The organism is Chitinophaga oryziterrae (assembly GCF_009758125.1).
Lineage (GTDB): Bacteria > Bacteroidota > Bacteroidia > Chitinophagales > Chitinophagaceae > Chitinophaga > Chitinophaga oryziterrae.
Window position 1 is genome coordinate 258,148 of record NZ_WRXO01000004.1, and the last position, 25,413, is coordinate 283,560.

Annotated in this window: 15 protein-coding genes; 6 read left to right on the plus strand and 9 right to left on the minus strand. The window is 45.3% G+C overall.

All coding sequences use genetic code 11. The annotated features are described in order from the left end of the window. Window positions 1-73 precede the first annotated feature (73 nt). Both GO495_RS16090 and GO495_RS16095 read right to left on the minus strand, forming a co-directional pair. Window positions 74-3,004: an FAD-binding and (Fe-S)-binding domain-containing protein gene (locus GO495_RS16090; protein ID WP_157300741.1), complete on the minus strand. Its 2,931-nt coding sequence runs from the start codon at window positions 3,002-3,004 to the stop codon at window positions 74-76. Window positions 3,005-3,070: 66 nt separating this feature from the next. Next, window positions 3,071-3,973 (minus strand): DUF72 domain-containing protein, encoded by a 903-nt coding sequence (locus tag GO495_RS16095; protein WP_157300742.1) that lies wholly within the window; start codon window positions 3,971-3,973, stop codon window positions 3,071-3,073. 304 nt (window positions 3,974-4,277) lie between these two features. Here GO495_RS16095 and GO495_RS16100 point away from each other — a divergent pair, with 304 nt between their 5' ends. The 3 genes from GO495_RS16100 (at window position 4,278) to bshC (ending at window position 8,862) form a co-directional block, all read left to right on the plus strand. After that, on the plus strand, window positions 4,278-5,690 hold the full coding sequence (locus GO495_RS16100) for a glycogen synthase (protein ID WP_157300743.1): 1,413 nt from the start codon (window positions 4,278-4,280) through the stop codon (window positions 5,688-5,690). A gap of 27 nt (window positions 5,691-5,717) precedes the next feature. Beyond that, window positions 5,718-6,989, plus strand: a complete 1,272-nt coding sequence (locus GO495_RS16105; RefSeq protein WP_157300744.1) for a glucose-1-phosphate adenylyltransferase — start codon at window positions 5,718-5,720, stop codon at window positions 6,987-6,989. 277 nt (window positions 6,990-7,266) lie between these two features. Further along, entirely contained in the window at window positions 7,267-8,862 is a 1,596-nt protein-coding gene (gene bshC, locus GO495_RS16110; RefSeq protein ID WP_157300745.1) for a bacillithiol biosynthesis cysteine-adding enzyme BshC, read from the plus strand. A gap of 213 nt (window positions 8,863-9,075) precedes the next feature. Here bshC and GO495_RS16115 read toward each other — a convergent pair whose 3' ends face one another. Next, window positions 9,076-11,304 (minus strand): FUSC family protein, encoded by a 2,229-nt coding sequence (locus tag GO495_RS16115; RefSeq protein WP_157300746.1) that lies wholly within the window; start codon window positions 11,302-11,304, stop codon window positions 9,076-9,078. Between the two features lie 288 nt (window positions 11,305-11,592). On the opposite strand from GO495_RS16115, the gene smc reads away from it, so the two are divergent. Then, a complete protein-coding gene (smc, locus tag GO495_RS16120) occupies window positions 11,593-15,123 on the plus strand; it encodes a chromosome segregation protein SMC (protein ID WP_338075437.1) in 3,531 nt (1,176 codons plus the stop codon). Between the two features lie 29 nt (window positions 15,124-15,152). Next, window positions 15,153-15,548 (plus strand): DUF4259 domain-containing protein, encoded by a 396-nt coding sequence (locus GO495_RS16125; protein ID WP_157300747.1) that lies wholly within the window; start codon window positions 15,153-15,155, stop codon window positions 15,546-15,548. A gap of 151 nt (window positions 15,549-15,699) precedes the next feature. Here GO495_RS16125 and GO495_RS16130 read toward each other — a convergent pair whose 3' ends face one another. Beyond that, the gene (locus tag GO495_RS16130) at window positions 15,700-16,962 is read right to left on the minus strand and encodes a NupC/NupG family nucleoside CNT transporter (RefSeq protein ID WP_157300748.1); all 1,263 of its coding nucleotides are present in this window, start codon (window positions 16,960-16,962) and stop codon (window positions 15,700-15,702) included. Between the two features lie 156 nt (window positions 16,963-17,118). Here GO495_RS16130 and GO495_RS16135 point away from each other — a divergent pair, with 156 nt between their 5' ends. Beyond that, window positions 17,119-19,371 (plus strand): DUF7133 domain-containing protein, encoded by a 2,253-nt coding sequence (locus tag GO495_RS16135; RefSeq protein WP_157300749.1) that lies wholly within the window; start codon window positions 17,119-17,121, stop codon window positions 19,369-19,371. Here GO495_RS16135 and GO495_RS16140 read toward each other — a convergent pair whose 3' ends face one another. From GO495_RS16140 to GO495_RS16160, 5 genes are all read right to left on the minus strand, one after another. Then, window positions 19,372-20,775 (minus strand): sigma-54-dependent transcriptional regulator, encoded by a 1,404-nt coding sequence (locus tag GO495_RS16140; RefSeq protein WP_157300750.1) that lies wholly within the window; start codon window positions 20,773-20,775, stop codon window positions 19,372-19,374. It abuts the gene before it with no gap. A 50-nt stretch (window positions 20,776-20,825) separates the two neighbouring features. Next, a complete protein-coding gene (locus GO495_RS16145) occupies window positions 20,826-21,098 on the minus strand; it encodes an RNA recognition motif domain-containing protein (protein WP_157300751.1) in 273 nt (90 codons plus the stop codon). Between the two features lie 325 nt (window positions 21,099-21,423). After that, entirely contained in the window at window positions 21,424-21,936 is a 513-nt protein-coding gene (locus tag GO495_RS16150; protein ID WP_157300752.1) for a DUF192 domain-containing protein, read from the minus strand. A gap of 16 nt (window positions 21,937-21,952) precedes the next feature. After that, on the minus strand, window positions 21,953-23,131 hold the full coding sequence (gene mqnE / locus GO495_RS16155; protein WP_157300753.1) for an aminofutalosine synthase MqnE: 1,179 nt from the start codon (window positions 23,129-23,131) through the stop codon (window positions 21,953-21,955). Beyond that, a complete protein-coding gene (locus GO495_RS16160) occupies window positions 23,128-25,266 on the minus strand; it encodes a M43 family zinc metalloprotease (protein ID WP_157300754.1) in 2,139 nt (712 codons plus the stop codon). The genes mqnE and GO495_RS16160 overlap by 4 nt, the downstream gene beginning before the upstream one ends. Window positions 25,267-25,413 lie beyond the last annotated feature (147 nt).

Consider the following 25,413-nt stretch of genomic DNA (forward strand, 5'->3'; position numbering starts at 1 on the left):
TTTTAATATTACAAAATATTACTTCTTTTAAATGTTGGGTAACAATGTATAAGCGGAATTATTCCGCTTATACTTATATTAATGCGTCGTGTAGGATTTCAATGGGATGTAAAGCTTTCCGGCCGGTACCGTCTTTTACCTGGTGCCTGCAACTGGTGCCGGGAGCAGCAATAATTGTTTCTGAAGTAGCATTGCGTACGGCCGGGAACAATACCAGTTCTCCTATCTGCATAGAGAGGTCGTAATGTTCTTTTTCGTACCCGAAAGAACCCGCCATACCACAACATCCGGAAGGGATGACTTCTACAGAATAGTTCTGTGGCAGGGACAATATATTTTTACTGTGCAGGGCAGAGGACAATGCTTTTTGCTGGCAATGCCCGTGTAATTTTATACTTCTTTTCTCTGTTGTAAATAAGGCTTTATTGATGTTTCCTTTTGAGATCTCATTGCTGATAAATTCATCTACCAGGAATACATTCTTTGCTAATTCTTTGGCAGCAGCTCTCAGCTCTTCCCGTACAAGATCGGGGTATTCATCCCGGAAACTGAGGATAGCAGAAGGTTCTACACCTAGTAAAGGAACATTATCGTTGATAACGGCGCTGAATATACGCACGTTCTCTTCCGCAAAATTGCGGGCCTTTCTCAGTAAGCCTTTAGACATCCATGCACGTGCGCTTTCCGGGTGATTGATGATAGTGACTTCATAGCCCAGTTTATGCAATAGCTGTACCGTTTTGATACCGATATGGGTATCATTGAAGTTGGTGAATTCGTCGCAGAAAAGGTATACCGGTTTAGTCGCAGCAGGTAGTCTGGATTTCTGTGCGGGCCATTGTTTGCGGTACCAGCTTCTGAGGGTGGTATCCTGTAATTCAGGAAGAGAGCGTTTCAGTGCAAATCCGGAAGTTTTTTTGATCAGGTTACCGGTGAAAGGCGTATTGATCATCCAGTTGTAAATGCCGGGCGCTATTGTGGCCAGGCCGTTCAACCTTGTATAGTTGGTGATCAGTCTTGCCCTGAAAGAGACACCGTTCGCATCCTGATAATGCTGAAGGAATTCCATTTTCAGTTTGGCCATATCTACGTTGGAAGGACACTCTGATTTACAACCTTTACAGGCCAGGCAGAGGTCCAGTACATCGTAGATTTCTTTATGATCAAAGCGGTTTTCTTTGTTGGAATGCGTCAGGAATTCACGCAGGATATTCGCTCTTGCACGGGTAGTATCCTTTTCATTGCGGGTAGCCATGTAACTGGGGCACATGGTACCACCACTGAGTTCTGTCTTGCGGCAGTCGCCGGAGCCGTTGCATTGTTCTGCATGTTGCAGCATGGTTTGTTCCGGGAAATGAAACACCGTTTTTAAAGGCGGTGGTTTTTGTCCCGGTTCATAGCGTAACATACTGTTCATACTAGGCGTATCTACGATCTTATGCGGATTGAAGATATTTTCCGGGTCCCAGGTGTATTTAACCTGTTTGAGGAGTTCGTAGTTTTTATCACCTATCATCTGGTGGATGAACTCACCGCGAAGGCGGCCGTCCCCATGTTCACCGCTGAGAGATCCCTTGTATCTTTTAACGAGGGTAGCAATTTCCGCGGCGATGGTATGGAAGAGTTTATTGCCTTCAACTGTTTTCAGGTTGATGATAGGGCGCAGGTGGATTTCCCCGCTGCCTGCGTGGGCGTAGTGTACGCAATAGAGGTTATGTGTTTTTAAGATATCGTTGAAGTCCCGGATAAAATCGGGCAGGTCTTCGATATCAACAGCCGTATCCTCAATAACGGGCACTGCTTTTTCATCACCGGGCAGGTTACTGAGAAGGCCCAGTCCGGCTTTACGCAGTGTCCAGATCTTCTTGGTATCTTCTCCGAATAACAGCGGGAAATGGTATCCCAGTCCGGCGTTTTGCAGGTCCAGTATCAGGCGGTTGGCGATTTCGGTAATGGCTTCGCGGGTATCCCGGCAGAATTCCACTACCAGGATAGCGCCGGGATCGCCTTGAACAAAGAAGCGGTTCTGGCTTTGCTGGATATTATCCTTTGTGCATTCGAGGATGTAATGATCGATCAGTTCACTGGCGCTGGGTTTATATTGCATGGCAATAATATTGGCTCTCAGTGATTCGTCTATGTTATTGAAGTGGACGCATAACAAGCCTGTCTCTTTGGGAGGCAGGGGATCGAAATGCAGTTTTATTTCTGTGATGAGCGCCAGCGTACCTTCAGAACCAGCGATGAGGCGGCAGAAGTTGAAGTCGTCCTTACCCGCGGTAAAAGGCGCGGTTTCCAGCAGCAGGTCTATCGCGTAACCGGTGTTACGGCGGGTGATGCTGGGTTTGGGGAATTCCCTGCGGATCTCTTCCTGGTTGGCGTGGTTGCTCAGCATGCTGCGTACCTGTTTGTACACAGCAGTTTCCAGGGTACCGTCGTTCCGTTCGCAGCGGGCGTGAAACTCGTCGATACTGATCTGGTTGAATACGGCTTCGGAGCCATCGCTGAGCAGGGCTTTTACTTCCAGCAGGTGTTCGCGGGTGCTGCCATAGACAACGGAATTGGAGCCACAGGAGTTATTCCCGACCATCCCGCCTATCATAGCACGGTTGGCGGTGGATGTTTCCGGGCCGAAATAGAACCCGTAGGGTTTGAGGAACATATTCAGTTCATCGCGGATCACGCCGGGCTGTACCCGTACCCAATGTTCTTCTGTATTGATTTCCAGTATTTTGGTGAAGGTGCGGGAAACATCCACGATGATCCCGTTCCCTACTACCTGACCAGCGAGGGAAGTCCCTGCTGTACGTGGGATAAGCGAGGTTTTATTGGCACGCGCAAAGGCGATGAGTGTTTTAAGATCTTTTTCATTGGCCGGAATAGCTACTGCCAGTGGCATTTCCCGGTAGGCCGATGCATCCGTGGCATACAATGTCCGCATGGTTTCATCATCGTAAAGTATGCCCTCCAGATCATGGGCCAGTTCACTGAGCTTGTTCCGCATAATTAAATCTTCCCTTTTCAGGCTTCAAAAGTAATATTTAGAATGATGGGAAACAATCTCCTTCTGTCAGAACAGTGTACTTTGCCTGTTGAGGAACTGGGGACGGGGCACTTCAATACCACATACCTCCTTTAGCTTATCTGCCACATATACAGCGACTTCCGGAGAAAAGGCCATGTCGTGAATGAAGAAATACAGCTCTTTTAAGCCATGTTGCAGCCAGTAATGAATACGGTTCATCCAGTCGTCTATACGGGTATAATCGGTGGGATGTGCACCATTACCCACGTACCGGATGAATCCTTTGGCAACAGGCATGTGCATATGACAGCAATCCCGGCGGCCGGCCGTATCGGTGATAACGGCGCCTACTTTCAGTTTGTGCAGGGTATCGAAGAGCTCTTTACGTATGGACAGATCGCTGAACCATTCCGGGTTACGTACTTCCAGGAAGAACTGAAGATCGTGGGGAAGGCTCCCGAGGTACTTGTACAGGTTATCCCTTCTGTTTGGGGAGAACCGCTCACCCAGCTGTAAAAAGACAGGTCCCAGGTGATCCCGGAAAGCCAGGATACCTTCCAGGAAGGCGGTGGTCTGTGCTTCGGTATTAATCAGGTTACTGTAATGACTGATAGACTGTGGTACTTTAGGGCAGAACTTAAAGTGTTTCCCTTTGGCCCGGGCATCCCATTTTTCAATGACATCCGCCCCATAGATCTTGTAGTGGGTGGCATTGAGTTCTATGGTATTGAAATGATGCATGTACTGATCGGGGAAGTCTGCTTCCTTTGTGCCTTTAGGGTAGATTTTACCTATCCATTCCTTCCGGCCCCATTTGGAGCAGCCCAGGTACACATGCGGTTTCTTCAAAGGAGTACCCTTGAAAACTGTTTTATTGAAGGCCGGTTCTGCCGGCAACTTAAAATCTATTTCATCCAGCCGGGCCGGATCTACGCGACCAAAATCCATATTCCGAAGGTAAGTATTTTGTCTTTTTCCCGCGTATTGTGGTTTCCCTGCCCCAGTTGGTGGTATAAATGCACATAGTTATAATATTTTCTTCATTGGCCAGCAATCAAACTGCCAAGGGTACACGTTAATAGATGAATAATCTGCATGTGTGGGAGTGAGCCACACGATTGGATCGGTGAGGCCTTACCCTACTTAAATCAGGTATGGAAAGGCCTGTAGAGGCCACTGAAGAAAAATTGGACATTTCTTTGTAATATGCTTTTTCCAAGGTAATTTGAAGAAACAGACATAACAGATAAGCATGGAGATTTTACACGTTAGCGCAGAATGTTATCCGATAGCAAAGGTTGGAGGATTAGCGGATGTAGTGGGGGCCTTGCCCAAGTACCAGACCCAGGCGGGCTGCGTGGCGAAGGTAGTAATGCCCGCATACAAGACCAGGTTTTTTGCCACGCATGAATTCGAACTGGTCCACCAGGGAGGGACATGGCTGGGGCACGACTGGTACCACGTCAATGTATGGAAGGAAGATCACAATACCCTTGGATTTGATCTGTATCTCCTGGATATTCCGGGATTGCTTGACAAGGAAGGTGTTTACGGACACTGGAATGATACGGAACGTTTCCTGGCATTCCAGGTAGGAGTGCTGGACTGGCTGAATGAATGGGTACATCACCCGGATGTGATTCATTGCCACGATCATCATACAGGGCTGATCCCTTTTATGGTCAGCTACGGATACAAGTATGAACGTTTACGGAATATTGCAACAGTTTTAACGATACATAATGCCCAGTACCAGGGCCAGTTTGGATGGGAACAGTTGTACCGCTTACCGGGATTTGATCTCTGGAAAGCTGGTCTGCTGGGATGGGAAGGAGCGATTAACCCGTTGGCAGCAGCTGTCAAATGTGCCTGGCGTTTCACTACAGTATCGCCCAGTTACCTGGAAGAACTGTATACCAACGCAAATGGACTGGAAAGCCTGTTAAGCAGTGAAAGGAGTAAAGGCGTGGGTATCCTGAATGGAATTGATACCGTAGTCTGGGACCCGGCAACCGATCCTATGTTGCCGGTTAATTATAACGAGCTTACATTTTTGAAAGCAAAAGAGGAAATAAAACAGCAACTTTGTGAAGAGTTTGGACTCGACCCCTCATTACCATTAATCTCATTTATCGGAAGGCTGGTAGGAGAAAAAGGTGGTGATCTGTTACCCGAGATCATTGGACGTTCAATCTTTGAACAACATAAGCAACTTAATTTTTTAGTGTTAGGCAGCGGCGATTCACATGTAGAATGGTCGTTACAGCAGACAAAGATTTATACAGGTAAGAATTTCAATGTGCAGTTTGGATATAATGAGGGATTAGCCCACCGTATTTATGCGGGTAGTGATTTCCTCCTGATGCCTTCCAGGGTAGAACCCTGTGGGCTTAACCAGATGTATGCATTGCGTTACGGTACGATACCCATTGTTCGTAGTACAGGCGGATTAAAAGATACCGTCGTTGATTTTGGTGACCCCGGTGGATTTGGCATCCGGTTCATACAGCCTGCAGCATGGGACGCCTGCAGTGCAATAGCCAGGGCAATGGTGCTGTATCACAATAATTCCCTTTTTCAGGAAATCAGGGAATACTGCATGCAACTGGATCACTCCTGGGATAGTGCAGCCGAAGAATATCTGAAATTGTATAATAGTTTGTAAGAAAACCGAAACAAAAGAATCAAATATATGTCTAACGCAGTTATCTCCCTTATCTTAGGTGGCGGCTCCGGTACCCGCTTATACCCCTTAACACGGCGCCGTTCAAAACCGGCCGTGCCAGTTGCTGGTAAATACCGCCTGGTGGATATTCCCGTTTCTAATTGTCTGAATGCAGATATGAACCGCATATTTGTACTGACACAATTTAACTCAGCTTCGCTGAACAAACATATCAAAAACACGTATTCATTCAGTCATTTCAGCAAGGCCTTCGTGGATATCCTGGCGGCAGAACAGACACCTGATAACCCCACCTGGTACCAGGGAACGGCGGATGCAGTGCGTCAATGCCTCCATCATATCGAGAACTTTGAGTACGAATATGTACTGATCCTTTCGGGCGACCAGCTATACCAGATGGACTTCCGCGAAATGTTACAGCATCATATCGAATCTCAGGCAGAAGTATCTATCGCTACCATCCCGGTTACCGCGAAAGATGCCTCTGATTTCGGTATCCTGAAAACAGACAACAAAGGCATGATCACTTCCTTCACAGAAAAGCCGAAACAGGATGCACTAGGCCCATGGTCTTCTCCTGTTAGTGAAGAGATGCAGAAGGAAGGAAGGAACTACCTGGCCAGTATGGGGATCTATATCTTCAGCCGTCAGACGCTGTACGATCTGCTGAATGACCAGGCTGCTGCTACCGACTTTGGTAAAGAACTGATTCCGTACGCGATCAATGCAGACATGAAAGTGGTAAGTTACCAGTACACCGGTTACTGGACAGACATCGGAAATATCAGCTCTTTCTGGGAAGCGAACCTGGGCCTCACAGACGAGATCCCTAAGTTCAATCTTTTTGACGAATCAAAAACGATATATACCCGTGCACGTATGCTGCCTCCGGCAAAGATTTCCGGTACATTGAAGAACACCATCATCTCTGATGGCAGTATCATTTCGGACAGTTACCTGGAACGTTGTGTAGTAGGATTACGTACACGTATAGGTAGTGGTTCTTCCATTACCAACAGCTATGTAATGGGTAGTGATTATTACCAGACACTGGAAGATCTTGCCAGGGCTAAAGCCAAAGGACATCCACCTATCGGTATCGGTAATAACTGCCGCATCAACAACGCCATCGTAGATAAGAACTGCAGCATAGGCAACAACGTAGAAATAAATGTAGGCGAACGTTTGCCGGATGGCGACTACGAATTATACGCTGTGAAAGATGGCATCGTGGTATTGAAAAACGGAGTGGTGCTTCCCGACGGATATGTGATCTGAATAAAACAATATATTTTTAAACAGGCTGTTTCAGGAAACTGGAACAGCCTGTTTTTTTTAGTCCCATATATTTATCTCCTATGACTAATATCGCTTTAGCATTACCGCTAATCCATCTTTTTATCAGAGACGTATTTATTGTAATTTATTTATAACCAATTGCTTATAATCCAGTCAAGCTATAAAGCATAAACAGATAAATCCTTCCTCCAATTCGTAATTGATCATTCGTAATTCATTCCCTACCTTCGTGCCTTCAAAAGATTAGCGAGAGTGTATGGAACAACCTGTAAGTAGTATCCCGTATAGCGACACCGGGTATTTTAATCAATTGGTTATAGATTTTCTGGCAGAACATCCGCATTTACGTCCATTCTATACATATTCCCCGGTAAAACCGTCGTTTGAGGATGTTATAAAGGCTAAAAAGGCCCATCCGCAGCACAGGGAAACGCTGGTGGCCGCCCTGGAACAGCAATACCAGGGACTGGCAGCTTCCGATGCTGTAAAGGCGAATATCAGCAGTTTATCTGATCTGAATACTTTTACCGTGGTAACCGCACATCAGCCTAATATCTTCACCGGCTACCTCTACTTCGCTTATAAGATCCTCCAGACTATCAAGCTGGCCAGTCAACTTAAAGAACAATATTCAACCTATAATTTTGTACCCGTTTATTATATGGGCAGCGAAGATGCTGACCTGGATGAACTGGGACATGTATACATTGATGGTAAGAACATCGTATGGCCTACTTCCCAGCAGGGAGCGGTGGGGCGCATGCAGCCGGAAGGTTTTGATGAGCTGATAAACAAGATAAAGGACGCATTAGGGCATGGCGCTTATTCCGATGAGTTGATTACATTACTGCGTACTGCTTATCTTGAACATGAGAATATCCAGGATGCTACGTTGTATTTAGTGAATGAGTTGTTTGGCCGTTACGGACTGGTGGTACTCATACCGGACAGTCCTGCGTTAAAGCGACTGTTCATCCCCGTGATGCGGGATGAATTACAGCACCAGCAATCGCATAAGATTGTAAATGAGACAACGGAACGTTTGTCTCAGCATTATAAAGTGCAGGCGAATCCCAGGGAGATTAACCTGTTTTACCTCACGGAGACCAGTCGTGAACGTATTGTACGGATAGGAGATACCTGGAAGGTATTACATATGCCTATAGAATTTACAGCAACTACCCTGGAAAAAGAACTACAGGAGCATCCGGAAAGATTTAGTCCGAATGTGATCCTGCGTGGATTATTCCAGGAAACCATCCTGCCCAATATTGCCTTTATTGGTGGGGGCGGGGAGATTGCTTACTGGATAGAGTTGCAGGACTTATTTGCGCATTATAGAGTACCGTTCCCGGTGTTGTTGCTGCGTAATTCATTCCTGCTGGTGAACAGTTTATCGCAGCAGCGTTTACAGAAACTGGGTTTAGATATCACAGCTCTTTTCGGAGATGTGGAAGTGTTGATCAATCAGTTTGTGCAGAAACATACCAATGCTTCACTGGTACTGAAAGATGAGTATGCAGCAGTAGAAAAGTTGTTTGATGATCTGGTAGAGAAGGCGCGTAATATAGATGTTACATTAGAAGCAACGGTAGGCTCTGAACGCAGCAAAGCAATAAAATCTATTGGTAAATTAGAACATAAATTCCTGAAGGCGGAGAAGAAGAAATTTGCGTGGCAAACGGAGCAGATCCGTACGCTGAAGGGAAAATTATTCCCGGCAGATTCTTTACAGGAGAGGAAAGAGAACTTTATGCCCTGGTATATACATCAGGGACCCGCTTTCTTTGATTTGATCCTGGAAAAGCTGGACCCGTTATCTGATCAGTTTGGAATTATTTATAATGATTAATTAATCCTTCCCAGGGCAATGCCTCAGTTTGATTACATCATCTTCGTGCCAGATGTTAATGATCATAAATACACCTTATCTGACGTGAATTTTAGGTGAAGTTAAATTGAAAAACAAATCCTGAACCTGTATTCCAAAGCTAAATCAGAGAACTAAACAGTCAGATGCAGTGTATTTGTGATCATTAACATCTGACAATCTACCACTGTATCATTATCCTTTCCAGCTTTCCAATGTCTTCTTCATATCTTTTAATAAAGACAGGATAGCGTGCAGTTGATCGCGTACCTGTTTTGTTTCCAGCATTTCATCTCTTAAAGGCGTATTACCCTTTCCGAGATTCTTCTCTTCCTGCCTGCGCAGGTAAAGGTCTTCCAGCAATGCATCCAGTGTGGCAAATGCTGCTGTAACAGATGAGGGTACATCCGGCTTACAACCCGGTTCTGATAACATATTCTCTATGCAGGTAAAATATTCCTGGAGATTAGCGGTGATCAGTTTGTATTCCGGACGGGCATAATGTACACCGTGCAACAGCCCGTAATTAGCCAGTGCAGCGGTATGCGACATTAACGAGTGATTCAGTACCACAAAATGATATACCTGGGAAGCATGCAGTTGTTTGCTCTTAGGTTCTGATAACATCCGCTGGAAGGCAGACATCAGGTTCGCCGCACTTACATTCGTTTCTTTCCTTGCCAGCTTATAATCATTCATCACGAATTCCTGCTCCGTAAACAGGTGCATGACCTGTTTAAAATAGTTACTGTTATCCTTCACCATTTTGATCATATGACCTGGCATATAGTTATGCTCCCAACTGGGCCATAACAGCATGTTCGCAAGGAATGCAATACCTCCGCCAATGAAAGTATCAATGACACGCAGCCACACGTATTGCAAATGCGCAGGATGAAGGAAATGCAATAAGAATACAATAAAAGGCGTCACGAAAAATACGCTCACCGTATACTGCTGCGTCATGAAGCTATATCCACCCAGGATACAGAATAACATGATCACAAAGATGATCGTATCGTTGGACGTGAGGTAGAGGACACCCGCCGCAAATAACGCCCCGGTAACAGTCCCCACCAGGCGCTGATAGCTGCGCGCCTTACTGATACCAAACCCCGGTTTCAGGATAACTACTGTAGTAAGTAAGATCCAGTACACCCGGCTAAGGTGCAGGGCCTGCCCCAGTACATACCCTGTTAATGCCGCAAGACTTAATCTTATAGCATGCCGGAAGATATGCGACTTAAAGGTGAAATTGTTCTGTAAAGGTTCAATATCATAACGGTTACGCGTAGTGAAACTGGCCAGTTCCAGCCGTGGATCGATAGAATCGTCTTTGACCCTTTCCAGTCGGGTAAGGCGATGCAGGTTGTACATGCGCTGCGCCATGTCCTGTAAATTATGCAGGATGTTGTTGAGTACGATCAGGCGGGACCGTTCTTTCACAGTAGGCAGTGTCTGGCGGATCTCATCCACGGCACGCTTTATTTTCTCTATTTCGTAGCGAAGGTTGGCTTTGGGCAGCGTACGTTGCCCCGCTGCCACGGCTTCCCCTATCAGTTGCAGTTCGTTGGCGAATTTCAGGATAAGAGAATGAAATTTATCGAGGATGTTGTCATTGTCAAAGGCTTCGTGCAGAGCGGTATAATCCGTCTGAGAGGCCATGATCTGCTCCATGAGGTCCACAATATCCAGGAAGATAAGTACCATGCTTTTGTTGATACTGGTAGATCCCTGTTGAGCAGTACGGCGTTTCAATAACAGTTCACGAACGGATTCCTGCTTTTCACTCACAATTACCTGTTGGGCTAATACTGCTTTAAAAGTATTTTCCAGGTCTGCATTTTTCTCATAAAAGCCTGCACGTAGCTGTAAATATTTTGCCGTTTCGGTGATACACCCGGCCAGCATCTGCTGAACGCTGAGGTAAGGACGTATCTGCCAGAGGATGAGCGCAAGGAAACCGTACCAGATACCACCGGCAGCTATCATACCGCTGTGCAGCAAGGCCTGTGCGGGGGGAATTGGTTCTTCTCCCAGTATGGATACCATCACCAGCATACAGGCGATGCCAATATTCCCACCCCGGTTGCCATACACCAGCAACATTCCATTGGCGAAGCAGCAGGCCACTATCCAGCCCATCATGAGCAGGGGATAGGGCAGGATGAGGCTAGTCCCCAACGCGGTGAAGAAGACGAAGCCTATAGCGGTTAAAATGCCATTGCGTTTATGTAAGGCAGTACCGGGTACATCAGAAAGGGCAACAGCCAGCGCTCCAAGGGAGACGATAATACCCATGGGAAGGTTGCCCATGAGGGAAAATACTACGGAAGGCACTACTACGCTGATGGTAGTACGGAGCCCTGTACTGAAATGGTAGCTGTAAATAAAATTCCTGACTTCCTGAATCCAATGCCGCATGTAAGTAAAAATATATGCAAAGTTAATTCAATTACAATTGAAGAATTACGCGTTAATAGTCATCGTTCTACACAATTTTTACCCCTCTGTGAATAATTAAATTATAATTCTCTGATAAAATACTGTTTTCTTTGGAGAAATAATTAGTAATAAATAGTTTTAAGACATTGATAATCATAATATTTTTCAGTTAAGAGCCATTAATATAGGCAAAGCAGGGAAATCCTGGTCCTAAATCAAAGAAATCATAGTTATCTTTGACGGCTTAAAAAACAAAGCGAAGCGATTGTGCGTTTAAAAACATTAGAAATTAAAGGCTTCAAAAGTTTTGCTGACAAAACCGTCCTGCATTTTGACGAGGGAGTGACTGGTGTAATAGGACCAAACGGTTGCGGCAAAAGTAATATTATTGACTCGATCCGCTGGGTGATCGGAGAGCATAAGATCAGTAACCTGCGTTCTGAAAATCAGGCGGGGCTGGTGTTTAATGGCTCAAAAAGTCGTTCTGCCAGTGGTATGGCGGAAGTGAGCCTGACCTTCGAGAACACCCGCAATGTGCTGCCCACAGAGTTTACCACCGTTACCATTACCCGCAAATTTTATAAGAACGGCGATAGCGAATACCGCCTGAATGATGTAGCCTGCCGCTTAAAAGATATCCATAACCTGTTCATGGATACCGGGATAAGTACAGATTCCTACGCTATCATTGAGCTGGGTATGGTGGACGATATCATCAAAGATAAAGAGAACAGCCGCCGCCGTATGCTGGAACAGGCCGCCGGGATCTCTATCTATAAAACACGTAAAAAGGAAGCGAAATCCAAACTGGATGCTACCGAAGGCGACTTAAACCGTATCGAGGACTTACTGTTCGAGATCAATAACAACCTGAAAACGGTTGAGAGCCAGGCCCGTAAAGCAGAACGTTTCTTCGAAATCAAGAAGGAATACCGCGAGATCAGCATTGAGCTGGCCAAAGCCGCCCTGGAAGGGTTTAATATTAATTTTAAAGAGCTGACAGATCAGCAACAGCAGGAAAGCGACCGCAAAACAGCACTGGAAGCTGAGATTGCTACTGATGAGGCCAGCGTTGAAGAAGATAAACTACACTTTGTAGCCAAGGAAAGAGAACTGCAGGTATTGCAGAAATCATTCAATGAACTGATTTCCACCGTTCGTACCAAAGAGAATGATAAAAACCTGGCTACCCAGCAATTAACCTATTTAAAAGAAAGAGAAAGGAATATCAGCCAGTTCCTGAACAATGCCGAAGGGCAGTTGCAGGGCTTCAGCGATTCTATTGCCTTTACTGATAAACAGGTTGAAGAAGAACAGGAAGTGTTCGAGTCTTTGCAGGACCAACTGGAAGGACTGACAGAAATGGTGGATGAAAAGAAAGAACTCTTCAACCAGAAAAAACTGTCGCTGGAAAACCTGCGCCGCGATCAGCAGCAATGGCAACGCCAGCAGTTCGAAGCGGAAAAGAAAGTAGCAGTTGCTGATACTTCCGTGCAGAACCTGCAACGCGGTATCCAGCAGTTACAGGAAGAAAAGACAAACCGCCAGTTACAGATCTCCCAACTGGAAGAAGAAAAACTGGGTTTACAGGATACCGTCACTGACAGCAAGGCCGACCTGGAAGATATGGTGGCTTTCCAGGAAGAGACCAAAGGCAAAATCCTGGCTACACAGGGCGAGATTGAAGGGCTGCGTGATAAACTGGTGAACGAGAACCGTTCATTAGACCAGAAAAAGAATGAGTACGACCTGCTGAAATCTCTCGTAGATAGCCTGGAAGGCTATCCGGAGAGTATCAAGTTCCTTAAAAAGAACACCGACTGGAACAACAAGGCGCCTATCCTCAGTGATATTTTCTTCTGTAAAGAAGATTACCGCACCTGCGTAGAGAACCTGCTGGAACCTTATCTCAACTATTATGTTGTAAATAATGCAGCAGAGGCCATTCAGGCTATCCGTCTGCTGGACGAAAACAAGAAAGGAAAGGCTAATTTTTTCATATTAGATCAGTTCAATCACCAGGGTGGAGCTTTATTTGCGCCTCCGGGAACTATTTCCGCACTGGAAGTAGTGGAGATTGATGAACGTTACAAAGGACTGGGTAACTACCTGCTGGCTAAAGTATTTATCTCCGAAGATGTAAGTACACTGGAATTCGACAAACTGGTAGACCAGGATGTACTGATCATCGAGAAGAGCGGTCGTATGCACCGTGGCAAATACAGCTTCAGTGGTGGTTCTGTAGGGTTGTTTGAAGGCAAGAAACTGGGTCGTGCGAAGAACCTGGAGAAGTTAGACGAAGAGATCAAATCACTGGAAACAGTGGTGGCCGGTCTGCGTGATCAGATCCAGGAGAAACATAACCAGGTGCTGGGGTACAACGGTCAATTGAATGAGAACAAGATCAATACCGCCCGTGAACGTATCAATCAACTGAATAACCAGGTGTTTGGTTTACAGAACCGTATTGAGAATTTCCGTTTACTGATAGAGACCGGTGATAAACGGCTGGCAGAAATGCAGTTGTCTTTGGAAACCAACCAGGAGAGCATTTCCGGGGTACGTGAAGAACTGGAAGACCTGAATGAGAAGGTGCATGCCCTGCATGATAACATCATCACCGCAGAGAAAGCAGCTTCTGATGCAGAACAACAGTTCAACCAGTCGAACATACAGTTCAATAACCAGAACCTGCAACATACCCGCCAGCAAAGTAAGGTACAGGCGCTGAAACAGGAACTGGAATTCAAACGCAAACAGTTATCTGATCTGCATGTGCAGATCACCAGTAATAAATCGCAGTTAGAAGATGCGGTAGCGAATATTGCTGCTGCTCAGGATAAATTAAGTGATGCTGAAGAAGGATTGGTAGACCTGTTCCGTAAGAAAGAAGAAGAGGAAAAAGAATTGAACGAAAAGGACCAGGAATATTACAACTTCCGTAATGTTTTACAGGAGAAGGAAACTACCTTGCGTGCGAAACAGCGTGCAAAAGATCAGTTAGAGCAGGCATTAACGGTGATCAAAGACAAGGTGAACGATCTCCGCTTACAGCTTTCTTCCATGAAAGAACGTCTGAGCGTGGAGTTTAAAGTGAACCTGGATGAGATCCTGGATGAGCAGCGTACGTCTGTTTTACCGGTAGATGAGTTACAGGGGAGTGCGGAACGACTGAAGAAACGTTTGGAAAATATGGGTGAGATCAATCCTACAGCGATTGAAGCTTACCAGGAAATGAAGAAACGTTATGAGTTCATACTGGAGCAGAAGAACGACCTGGTAAGCGCCAAGGAATCTTTAATGGCGACGATACAGGAAGTGGAGTCTACCGCTAACCAGAAATTCCTGGATACGTTCAACCAGGTAAAAGAGAACTTTGCACGTGTGTTCAAGGCCTTGTTTACCGAAGAGGACGAGTGCGATATGATCCTGAATGATCCGGGTAATCTGGCTGATACAGGGATTGAGATCATCGCAAAACCAAAAGGTAAACGTCCGGCAGCAATTACACAGCTGAGTGGTGGAGAGAAGACGCTGACGGCGACCGCATTGCTGTTCGCTATTTATCTGATCAAGCCGGCGCCATTCTGTATCCTCGATGAGGTGGATGCACCGCTGGATGATGCGAATGTGGGTAAGTTTACCAATATGATACGTAAATTTTCAGACAACTCTCAGTTTATCATTGTAACGCACAACAAACAGACGATGGCCTCTGTGGATGTGATTTATGGTGTGACCATGCAGGAGGCCGGCGTAAGTAAGCTGGTTCCGGTGGATTTCAGGAGTCTGAACTAAATTAAGAAACCAAACAAAAAATTAATATCATGGGCACATGGGGCACCAGGAACTTTGAGAACGACGGTTCACAAGATTGGATATTCGAAATGATGGAGAACAAGGATGGCGGCATGGTTGCCGATACCTTGCAATTCACAATTAATAAGGAAGGGCACCTGGACGCTTCCGAATGTGAAGATGCTTTGGCTGCTGCGGAAGTAGTAGCGGCGCTGGCGGGTAAAGCCAGTGAGGATTTCCCGGAAGATCCTCTCGAGAATCTGGATTCTCTGGACCTCCTTGCAACACCTGCGTTGAAGAAATTAGCTATTGCGGCAGTAGAGAAAATAAAGAACGATTCTGAGATGAAGGAATTGTGGACAGATGCCGGCGACATTAACGCGTGGGTAGCTATACTGGAAGATCTGCAGAAGAGATTAAGCTAAGCCTGTTACGCTATAAATAGAGTTCCGCTTTATGTTCATGATAAAATGAACGTAAAGCGGAATTTGTTATTTGATTTTGGGTGCAGGGCAAAGCCCCTTTAATTTTTTGTGATGGAGCGAAACTCCATCACAAAAAAAATGTGTTTTATAATCAGATCAATATACCTGCGATAGTAGCTGACAGGTAAGATGCCAGTGTGCCACAGAACAGGGCTTTTAAACCCAGACTGGCCAGGTCTCCACGTCTCTCCGGTGCAAGTACACCGATACCACCTATCTGCATACCTACACTACTGAAATTCGCAAATCCGCAGATAGCGATACTTACTATCAGTAGTCCCTTCTCTGTCATAATAGGAACTGACTTATCCGTAAGGTGTTTGAAGGCTACAAATTCGTTGATGGTGAGCTTTTGCCCCAGCAGTGTAGCTACGTTATTCACATCGCTGGCAGGTACGCCCATTGCCCAGGCAACAGGGTAGAAGATCTTCCCAAAGATCCAATCCAGACTGAGGTTGAAATCCGCGTTGAAGAGGTGGCCTATTTTTAACAACCCCCAGTCGAGGAAGGCAATAAGGGCAATAAAGCCGATGATCATAGCAATTACGTTCATGGCTATCTTAAAACCATCGCTGGCACCGTGGGTAATAGCATCTATCACGTTCACGTACTGGCTTTTTACTTCCAGCTTGATCGTATCCATGGTCATGCTTTTCTCTGTTTCGGGAAACACGATTTTGGCAATGACCAGGGCTCCAGGTGCCGCCATAAGACTGGCGGTAATGAGTTTAGGCGCGAGGTCTAATCCTGCTGCAAGGCCCATGTTGGAATAAACAACAAGGATACCACCTGCTATACAGGCCAGACTTCCACTCATAGACGCCAGCAGTTCGCTTTTAGTCATGGAGTTCAGATAAGGCCGTATCATTACCTGGGCTTCAATTTGTCCTACGAAGGCGCTGGCCACATTGCTGAGCGCTTCCGCACCGCTTACCCGCATGATCACATTCATGGCACGTGCAATCACCGCTACGATGCGCTGCATGACACCAAAGTGATAAAGGATAGCTACCAGCGAGCATACCAGGATGATCGCTGCTGTTACATTAAATGCAAAGACGAACCCGCCATTTACATAGTTGCCGATTGTACCGGGGGCCTGTTCTACGGCAATACCGCCGTATACAAAGGCTGCACCCTGGCTTGCAAACTGCTCCAGTTTACCCATTGCTTTACCTAATTGCTGGAAAAACCAGAATACGGGTCCGACTTTAAAAATGAGCAGGGCGATTAATACCTGTAAAGAAATTCCGCTGATCACCAGCCGGAAATTGATCTTTTTTCTATTGTTGGAGCATAAGTAAGCGAGTCCCAGGATGAGAATAATACCGAAAATGCCCTGAAAACGTCCCATAAGCCGAGTTAGATGATGGTAAATGAACGAAGATAAAAAAAAACTATGTCGAATTACTATTAACTCGAATCAATTCAGCACGTATATCTACCACTCATAACTACCCTCTTCATAATTCATATTTAATTTATATTTTGAGATTACAATCGATTGAAGATGAAATACCACGTTTATCTGCTGGGAGCTGTCGTATTAATGACTGCCTGTAAAGGAAAGCAGCATACACATGCCACCGATTCACTGGCCATCAGGGAAAAATATGCGGTATCACCGGTACTGGATGCTAAAACGGCCATCCGGCACATGGTCACTGAAAAAGACCTGGAAGTGCAGTTAGTCGCGTCAGAGCCACTGGTAACCGTTCCCGTTGCCATGACCTTCGACGAAAAAGGCCGCATGTGGGTAGTGGAAATGACTGGTTATATGCCCGATACCGTTGGTACAGGAGAAGATATCCCCAATGGGAAAATAGTGATCCTGGAAGATACCGACAAAGACGGTGTTGCAGACTCCCGTAAAGTATTCCTGGATTCCCTGGTATTACCCAGGGCCATCTGTTTGCTGGAAAATGGGGTGTTAGTGGCAGAACCACCCAAACTCTGGTTTGTAGAGATCGATCATGATAAGCCCGGCAAACGTACCCTGGTAGATGATAAATATACAGAAGGCGGAAATGTGGAGCATCAACCCAATGGGCTGTTAAGAGCTATGGATAACTGGATCTACAACGCAAAATCTGACAAGAGATATAGAAAAGCAGGTGATAAATGGCTGAAAGAAGAAACTCATTTCCGCGGCCAGTGGGGACTTTCACAGGATAATTATGGAAGGCTTTTCTATAATAACAACTCAGAAAATGTATTGGGAGATTACTTCCCACCCGGACTCGGCGCCGGCAACCCGCAACAACGTAACGTTGCCGGTTATGATGAAAAGATAGTACCGGACAAAAAAGTATTCCCCATCAGGGCCACTACCGGTGTGAACCGGGGCTATATGAAAGGAATACTGGACGATAGCCTGCGCTTAAATGAAATGACGGCCGCCTGCAGTCCATTAGTATACAGAGGGCAACTGCTGGGCAAAGCATACGATAATAACGTGTTCGTAGCAGAACCCTCCGGCAACCTGGTTAAACGCAACCTGATACAGGACAGCGGATATATCGTAAAAGGCAAAGAAGCCTATCATAAAAAGGAATTCCTGGCCAGTGATGATGAACGTTTTCGCCCGGTAAGTCTCTATGACGCTCCCGATGGCGCTTTATACATAGTAGATATGTACAGAGGGATTATCCAGCATAAAACCTTTCTCACCCCTTATCTGAAAAGTGAAATTAAAAGCAGGAATTTAACGAACCCGCTGAACTGCGGACGTATCTACAGAATAGTGCCGGCAAATACAAAAGTAACACCGGTACAACTGGAGAATGATCCTCAGCAATTACTGGTTTTATTAAATAATAATAACGGATGGATCAGGGATAAGGCACAACAGATGATCATCGATCATCATTATACCCTGTTAATTCCTGCTCTCAGAGAACGCCTGCAAAAAACAGACAGCATAAATGGACAAATGCATGCTTTATGGACACTGGAAGGACTGGGCGCGCTGCATCTTGCCGATATCCAGTTATTATTACAGCAAAAGAACCCCTATATACAGGCACAGGCATTAGCAGCATTACCTGCTGTTATTACACCTGCTAATGGCGTACAGATAGCGGAGGAACTGTCTCGTTTAACACAGAATGTTTTCCTGGCTCCTTACGTGGCTTTACTGTTGCCGGTTTTACCTGCTAAACAGGCCGGGCTCTTGCAGGCGGAATTAATAAAGCATTACGCAAATGACAAGTACGTGGCAGATGCCATTATCAGTAATAATGCGGGTAAAGAGGCTGATTTGCTGAAAGCGATGCCTGATACGACATTACTGATAGCAAAAAGACTGAAACTGGTATTAAAGAACATAGAAAGTCATAAGAATGAGAAGCTGACGGAAGGACTGAAGAAGATGTATCCACGTGGGGCCATATTGTTTAAAACAGTATGCCAGACCTGCCACGGTGCAGATGGTAATGGAATACAGTCGCTGGCGCCACCACTGAACGAGTCGGGCATTGTAACCGGTGAAAAACAAAGATTGATTTCCATTGTACTGTATGGCCTTACCGGACCGGTAGAAGTAGGGGGAAAGACATATAAAGCACCTGAGATAAGCGGAGATATGCCGGGGATAGGCAGTAATGATGAATATTCTGACAAAGATATAGCCCAGGTACTGAGCTTCATTCGTAACTGCTGGAGTAATAAAGCTCCTGCAATCACGGAAAAAGATATCCAGGATGTGAGGAAGCAAAACAAAGGCAGGCAAAAGTCTTTTACAATAAAGGAACTGGGTAAGTAACTATACCTTTATCTCCAGTAACTGTAACTTATTGTACAGGGTTTTACGATCAATATTCATCAGCCTTGCAGCTTTTGTTTTATTGAACTTTACCTCGCGTAATACCTTCATGATTTTTTCGTGTTCTGCCTGTTGTGCAATAGATTTCAGATTGTTATCAGGCTTTCCTATGATGAACACTTTCTTATGTACCGGCTTGTGTACATCCATCATTTCCTGAGGTAATACCTGTATATCAATTGTACTATTGGCCGGAGTTAACAGGCAGGCTCTCCGGATCACGTTCTTCAATTCACGGATATTGCCCGGCCAGCTATAAGTACTGAAGTATTCCAGCATTTCCGCAGATAACGGGCCTGCTTTGCGTTGTAAATCCTTTTCTGTTTCTTTTACAAATGTTTCTATGAACAAGGGTAGATCTTCCAGTCGATTACGCAGAGGAGGAACAGTGAGTGTGAACTCATTTAGTCTGTAAAATAAGTCCTCCCGGAATTTATCCTGGATAATAGCCTGAGACAGGTTCTCATTGGAGGCAACGATGATCCTGATATCTACTGCTATTTCTACATTACTCCCTACAGGCCTTATCATTCTTTCCTGCAGCACACGTAATAATGCTACCTGTATGGAGTAGGAAAGGTTCGCTACTTCATCCAAGAACAATGTACCACCGTTTGCTTCCTGGAAGGCGCCGGTTTTGGAGCTGATGGCCCCTGTAAAAGAACCTTTCTCATGACCAAACAATTCACTGGCCGCCAGTTCATTGGTAAGGCTGCCACAATCCAGTGCTACGAAAGGTTTATCACGGCGCTTACTGCGGCTATGTATTAAGCGGGCAACGGATTCTTTACCGGTACCTGTTTCTCCGAAGATGATGACACTGTAATTAGTAGGGGCGATAAGCGATATCTGCTGGTCCAGCTCTTTGGACGCACTGCTGGTACCATATACATGTCCGGATTCACTGAGTTTTCCCTGTGCATTTACACTGGTGACTGACGGTGTATCGATGGTAGTTTCATTGCCATGTGCATTGGCGATGTATAAGAATGCCTTGTTTGCCAGCAGTACTACCTGCTCTGCATATAAAGGTTTAGTTATATAATCATAAGCACCGTTTTTGATGAACTGGATGGCAATACGTACATCGGGATAGCCCGTCATAATGATGATGGCTGTCAGTGGGCTCAGCAAATGTATTTCGCGGGAAAGTGTAGCGCCATCTTTCTCTTTGTCTTTAAGACGGTAATCACAAAAGACAACCTGATAGTGTTTCTCTTTGACCATTTTAAGCGCTGTATTGCCAGACATGGTAACATCTACATCAAAGCCTTCTTTCATCAGGATCTTACGTAATAATGTACATGTATGGATCTCATCGTCTATTATAAGGATACTTCTCATAGATTCAAATTGTTTGGAAAAATTATCAGGATGCCTTTTATGCGTTCGTATCAGTAACTTCTGCCGGAGGGAAATGACCGGTCAACGCGTTCCTTTGCAACAGCAACGGAGATATTTCTACCACCCAGATTTGTTCCGTCCAGTTCTTTGATTGCTTTATTGCCACTTTCGTCTTCCATTTCTACAAAACCAAATCCACGGGATACACCGGTAAATTTGTCGCCGATAATCTTGCAGGAAGCCACTGTTCCATAAGCGGAAAATACTTTCTTTAATTCTTCCTCATTGATTTGAGACATGAGGTTTGAAACATAAATAGTCATAATATTTATTTTAAGTGAGAAGATTAACTGAACAAACACATACCCGGAAAGCACTAAGCCTTTTTGAAACCGTAATACATTGTCTTAAAAAAAATTTGCTCTCGTCAGGAGGTGATCAGAAGAGATAAAAATGAGCAAATTCAATAATAAAGCTGCAAGAAGAGGAAACGCGACTAAAAGCAGTGTTGTAAGAGAACTCAATATTTCTATAACACCATAAAGGTATCGAAAATAACGCTAGATAAATCATTGAGGCAATAATAGCATATAAACAATAATGCAGAAAGCCCTCTACGGGGCTTGCTGCATTATTGGTACAATAACATTATTTTTTTTCCTTGTAGGAGATTTTATCGCCATAAGCGATATGGTATTTATCAAAGAATCCTGCATTTACTTCCAGCACATACTGTGCTTTCTTAAATGATGGCAGGCTTTCTTCAGAGAGAGGAGTGGTATACTTCTGTACAGATACGATTTCTCTATGATCATCTATGTATATGATATCCAGAGAGATGTATGTGTTCTTCATCCAGAAGGACTGTTCAGATGCCGAAGGGAAAATAAAGAGCATGCCCTGTTCATCTGTCATTGATTTTCTGTCCATCAACCCCTGGGCCCTTTCCTGGTTGGTAGTGGCCAGTTCTATATCAATTTTCCGGAGGGTATCACTATTGACTTTGCTGAGAAAATACAATTCTCCTTCTTTGGTAAACTGAGGGCCATCATCAGTAACAATGTTGGCAGCTACTGTATTACGACCTGCCTGGTTGTTATGGCAGCCTGCAATATAAAGACATAACCCTATGTTAAATAACCATTTAGAAGATAGAAGCATAATATATTAGTTATAATCAGCCAGCCAGTTCTTCCTCAGTAAATTCCACTTCAGTATAATCTTTGATTTCGTTATAAACAGTATCTCTTTCTACGGGCCTTCTGCCTGCCTGCCGGATCAACATCGCTAACTGGGCAGTGTTCATAGACGGTGTTTGTTCTTCAGATCCCGCCATGGAGTAAATCTTGGTGGTATCATCAATGGTACCATCCAGGTCATTTACCCCAAATGACAATGTGAGTTGTGCGGTATTTCTTCCCAACATAGGCCAGTAGGCTTTCAGATGAGGGAAGTTATCCATATACAGTCTTGCAACTGCATATAATTTAAGATCTTCTATGATAGAGGATTCCGGTACATGAGACATTTCATTGTCTTTGTTACGGAACTTCAGTGGTATAAAGGTATTGAAACCATGTGTTTCGTCCTGCAGGTTGCGAAGGCGTTCCATATGGTCTACACGGTGCCAGTAGTTCTCTACATGACCATATAACATGGTAGCATTGGTATGCATGCCCAGTTTATGTGCTGCTTTGTGAATTTCCAGCCATCCTTCCGCATCTACCTTATCGTGGGAGATCTGTACACGTACATCAGGATGGAAGATTTCAGCACCACCGCCTGGCATTGACTGTAAACCGGCCTCGTGCAGCTTGCGCATACCTTCGTCTATGGTCAGTTTAGCCTTGCGGAACATATAGTCCAGCTCTACGGCCGTGAACCCTTTCAGGTGCAGGTCCGGGCGGTAATCCCTTATCTTGCTTAACAGTTCACAGAAGAAGTCGAGGTTCATTTTAGGATGTACCCCCCCTACGATATGTACTTCTGTAACTGGCTGACCATCATACTTTTTCACGATATCCATCATCTCATCGATGCTCAGTTCCCAACCTTCTTCCCGGTTCTTGTAAAGCCGTGAGTAAGAGCAGAATTTGCAGGTGAACACGCAAACGTTGGTCGGTTCTATATGGAAATTGCGGTTGAAATAGGTTTTGTCGCCATGCATGCGCACCCGCACCAGGTTAGCCAGGGCGCCCAGGAAGCCGAGTTCGCCCTTTTCGAATAACAACAATCCTTCTTCAGGTGTTAATCTTTCTGATGATAATACTTTCTCACCGATGATTTTCAATCCTTTATCCAGTCTGGTATCCTGCAGAAGTATGTCTACAGCAGGAAAGTCATTTCTAGTCGTCATTGCACTTTTGTTATTTTAATAGTCTTAACCGAGTTCCTGTAGATTAGTTTCACAAAATAAATACCATTTGGTTCATTTACCAAATCAAAGATGAAACGGTTACTGCTATTGATATCGGAGGCCTGCTGCTTTGATACCAGTTGTCCTAAAGTGTTATATAACGCTATATATTGGAGGTTTGCCGGTGGTTCCAGGAAGGTAATAAATACCTGGTTGGAGGTTGGATTTGGCCCAACGGTGTACCCTTTTTCCTTCAGGTAAGGCAGGGTTGCTTTGGTTACCAGGTTGATATTATCCAGGTAGATATTGTTTTCGTCATTGCTGATGTTGCGGAAAACCACCCGGAACTCACCTTTTTTAATGATAGGGGTGAGGTTCACAGAGTCTCTGCGCCATTCGGCAGCCGTAGGGATGAATTCTGAGGTAACGGACTGTTTATGTGTCAGAAAATCCGGGCCACCTCTTTTATAAATACTGTCGAATGTGATGCCGCAATCGGAAGTGGTGAGTACCATCAGGCTGTCCCAGAGGGTTTCACCACTGGTAGCGCCGGAATAGGAAGCGGAAGCCACGTCGAAGAACAGGAATACAGAGTCATAACCGGAAGGGTTCATAAGAGGGGAGAACAGGTCGTCTGTCTCACCATTTGTATTATAAGCCCGGTTGTGCATCACTACTGATTTGCTGCCCGATTTGGCTGCATCAGTGGTTACTTCCCAGGTATAGCTGGCATCATAATTCTTTATTTCCCAGGCTGTTGGCGGGAAGGTACTGCCTTCAAAGCCTTCCGTGAGCGGGAAAGTACCATCTGCATAATATTGGAAGGCCATGGAAGCGGTATCGTTGGTAATATCGTCGTCCGTTCCGCCATTAGGCTGCGAGGTATAAGCTTTCAGTATATGTGCGCCTTCTCCCGGAGCGGTGTCAGGTAAGTAGAGCGTATCAGTTTTAAGGGCGGTCAGGCTGCCTGTCCAGTTGAAGGCATGCGTATCACCATTGTCTATCTGGTAGGTGATGGTAACGGCAGTGAGCTTGTTAAGACCCTGGTTTTTCAGCACGATATACGGCGTGATGCTGTTCTCGCAGATCTGTGCCGAAGGGGCGAGGATATTTAACACCTGGGCATCGTTGGCGAGCAGGTTAAGCGGCTGACAGGCATTTGAAGTAAGCAGGCTGGCATGGTCAGCATCCAGGGACACGCGCATTCTGTCTACCTGTTCAGAAGTGAACAGCAGCATACAGGCATCATCTGAATAGTCCATGTAGTTATTGAACATGATACCCGGAGAAACTTTTGAGCAGTTATCTGTCCTGGGAAATACAGGGCAGCCAGAGGTACTGGTACCCTGTAAAGGGGTATCGTCGATACCATCATCGGCTGCGCAGGCATCTTCATCACCCCAGGTATGACGCAGGGTAAAGTAGTGGCCTATTTCATGGACGGCCGTGCGGCCTTTATTATAAGGGGAAGCTGCAGTACCGGTATTGCCAAAGGCTGTATAATCAACCACCACGCCTTCCTGGTTGGCCGGATATAAGCCGGGGAAGGTAGCTACGCCAAGGTAGTTGTTGGCAAGATCACATACCCATATATTCAGGTAACGGGTATTATCCCATATATCAGCGCCACCGGTAGAGGCAAATTTCACACCCTGCGCTGCATTATCCAATGCCGAAAAGCTGTTTTTGGTAGTCGTTACCCTGTCTATACCATTGGTAGGATTGTCATCAGGTGTACGCTGTGCCAGGCAAAACTGCAGGGATGAGTTACCTACCAGTGATTGCCATGCTGAAGGCAACTGGGACATATCTGCGTTAGCGGCGATATAGTCTTCATTGAGTGTAGCTATCTGGGAAAGTACCTGCGCATCCGTTACACTGGCCGGGTTCTTCAACACGATATGTACTACAACGGGAATGGTAACGGTACTGTAAGACGTTTTTGAGAGAGCCCTTATCTGCTTCATGCGCAGGGTGGCTTCTCTGAGGCTGGCTTCTTTAGCCTCTCTTACCTGCAGCAGGGCCGGATTGGCCTGGATTTGTTGCAGGATAGATGTTTCGGTTCCACAATTACGTTGTGCAATAGCGGGTAATACATAGAAAATAGTCAGGATAAAAAGGGTAAAATTGCGCAATGTTAAAGTTTGTAAGTCAAAAATTCTTGGCTTCTCAAATGATTTCCGGGGGAAGTTACAATCTCTTTATCAGATCCCCTATAGAGAATCTGCGAAAAGGAATATTCCGGCAGTCAATTGATATTAAAACAAATTGAACTACAACGT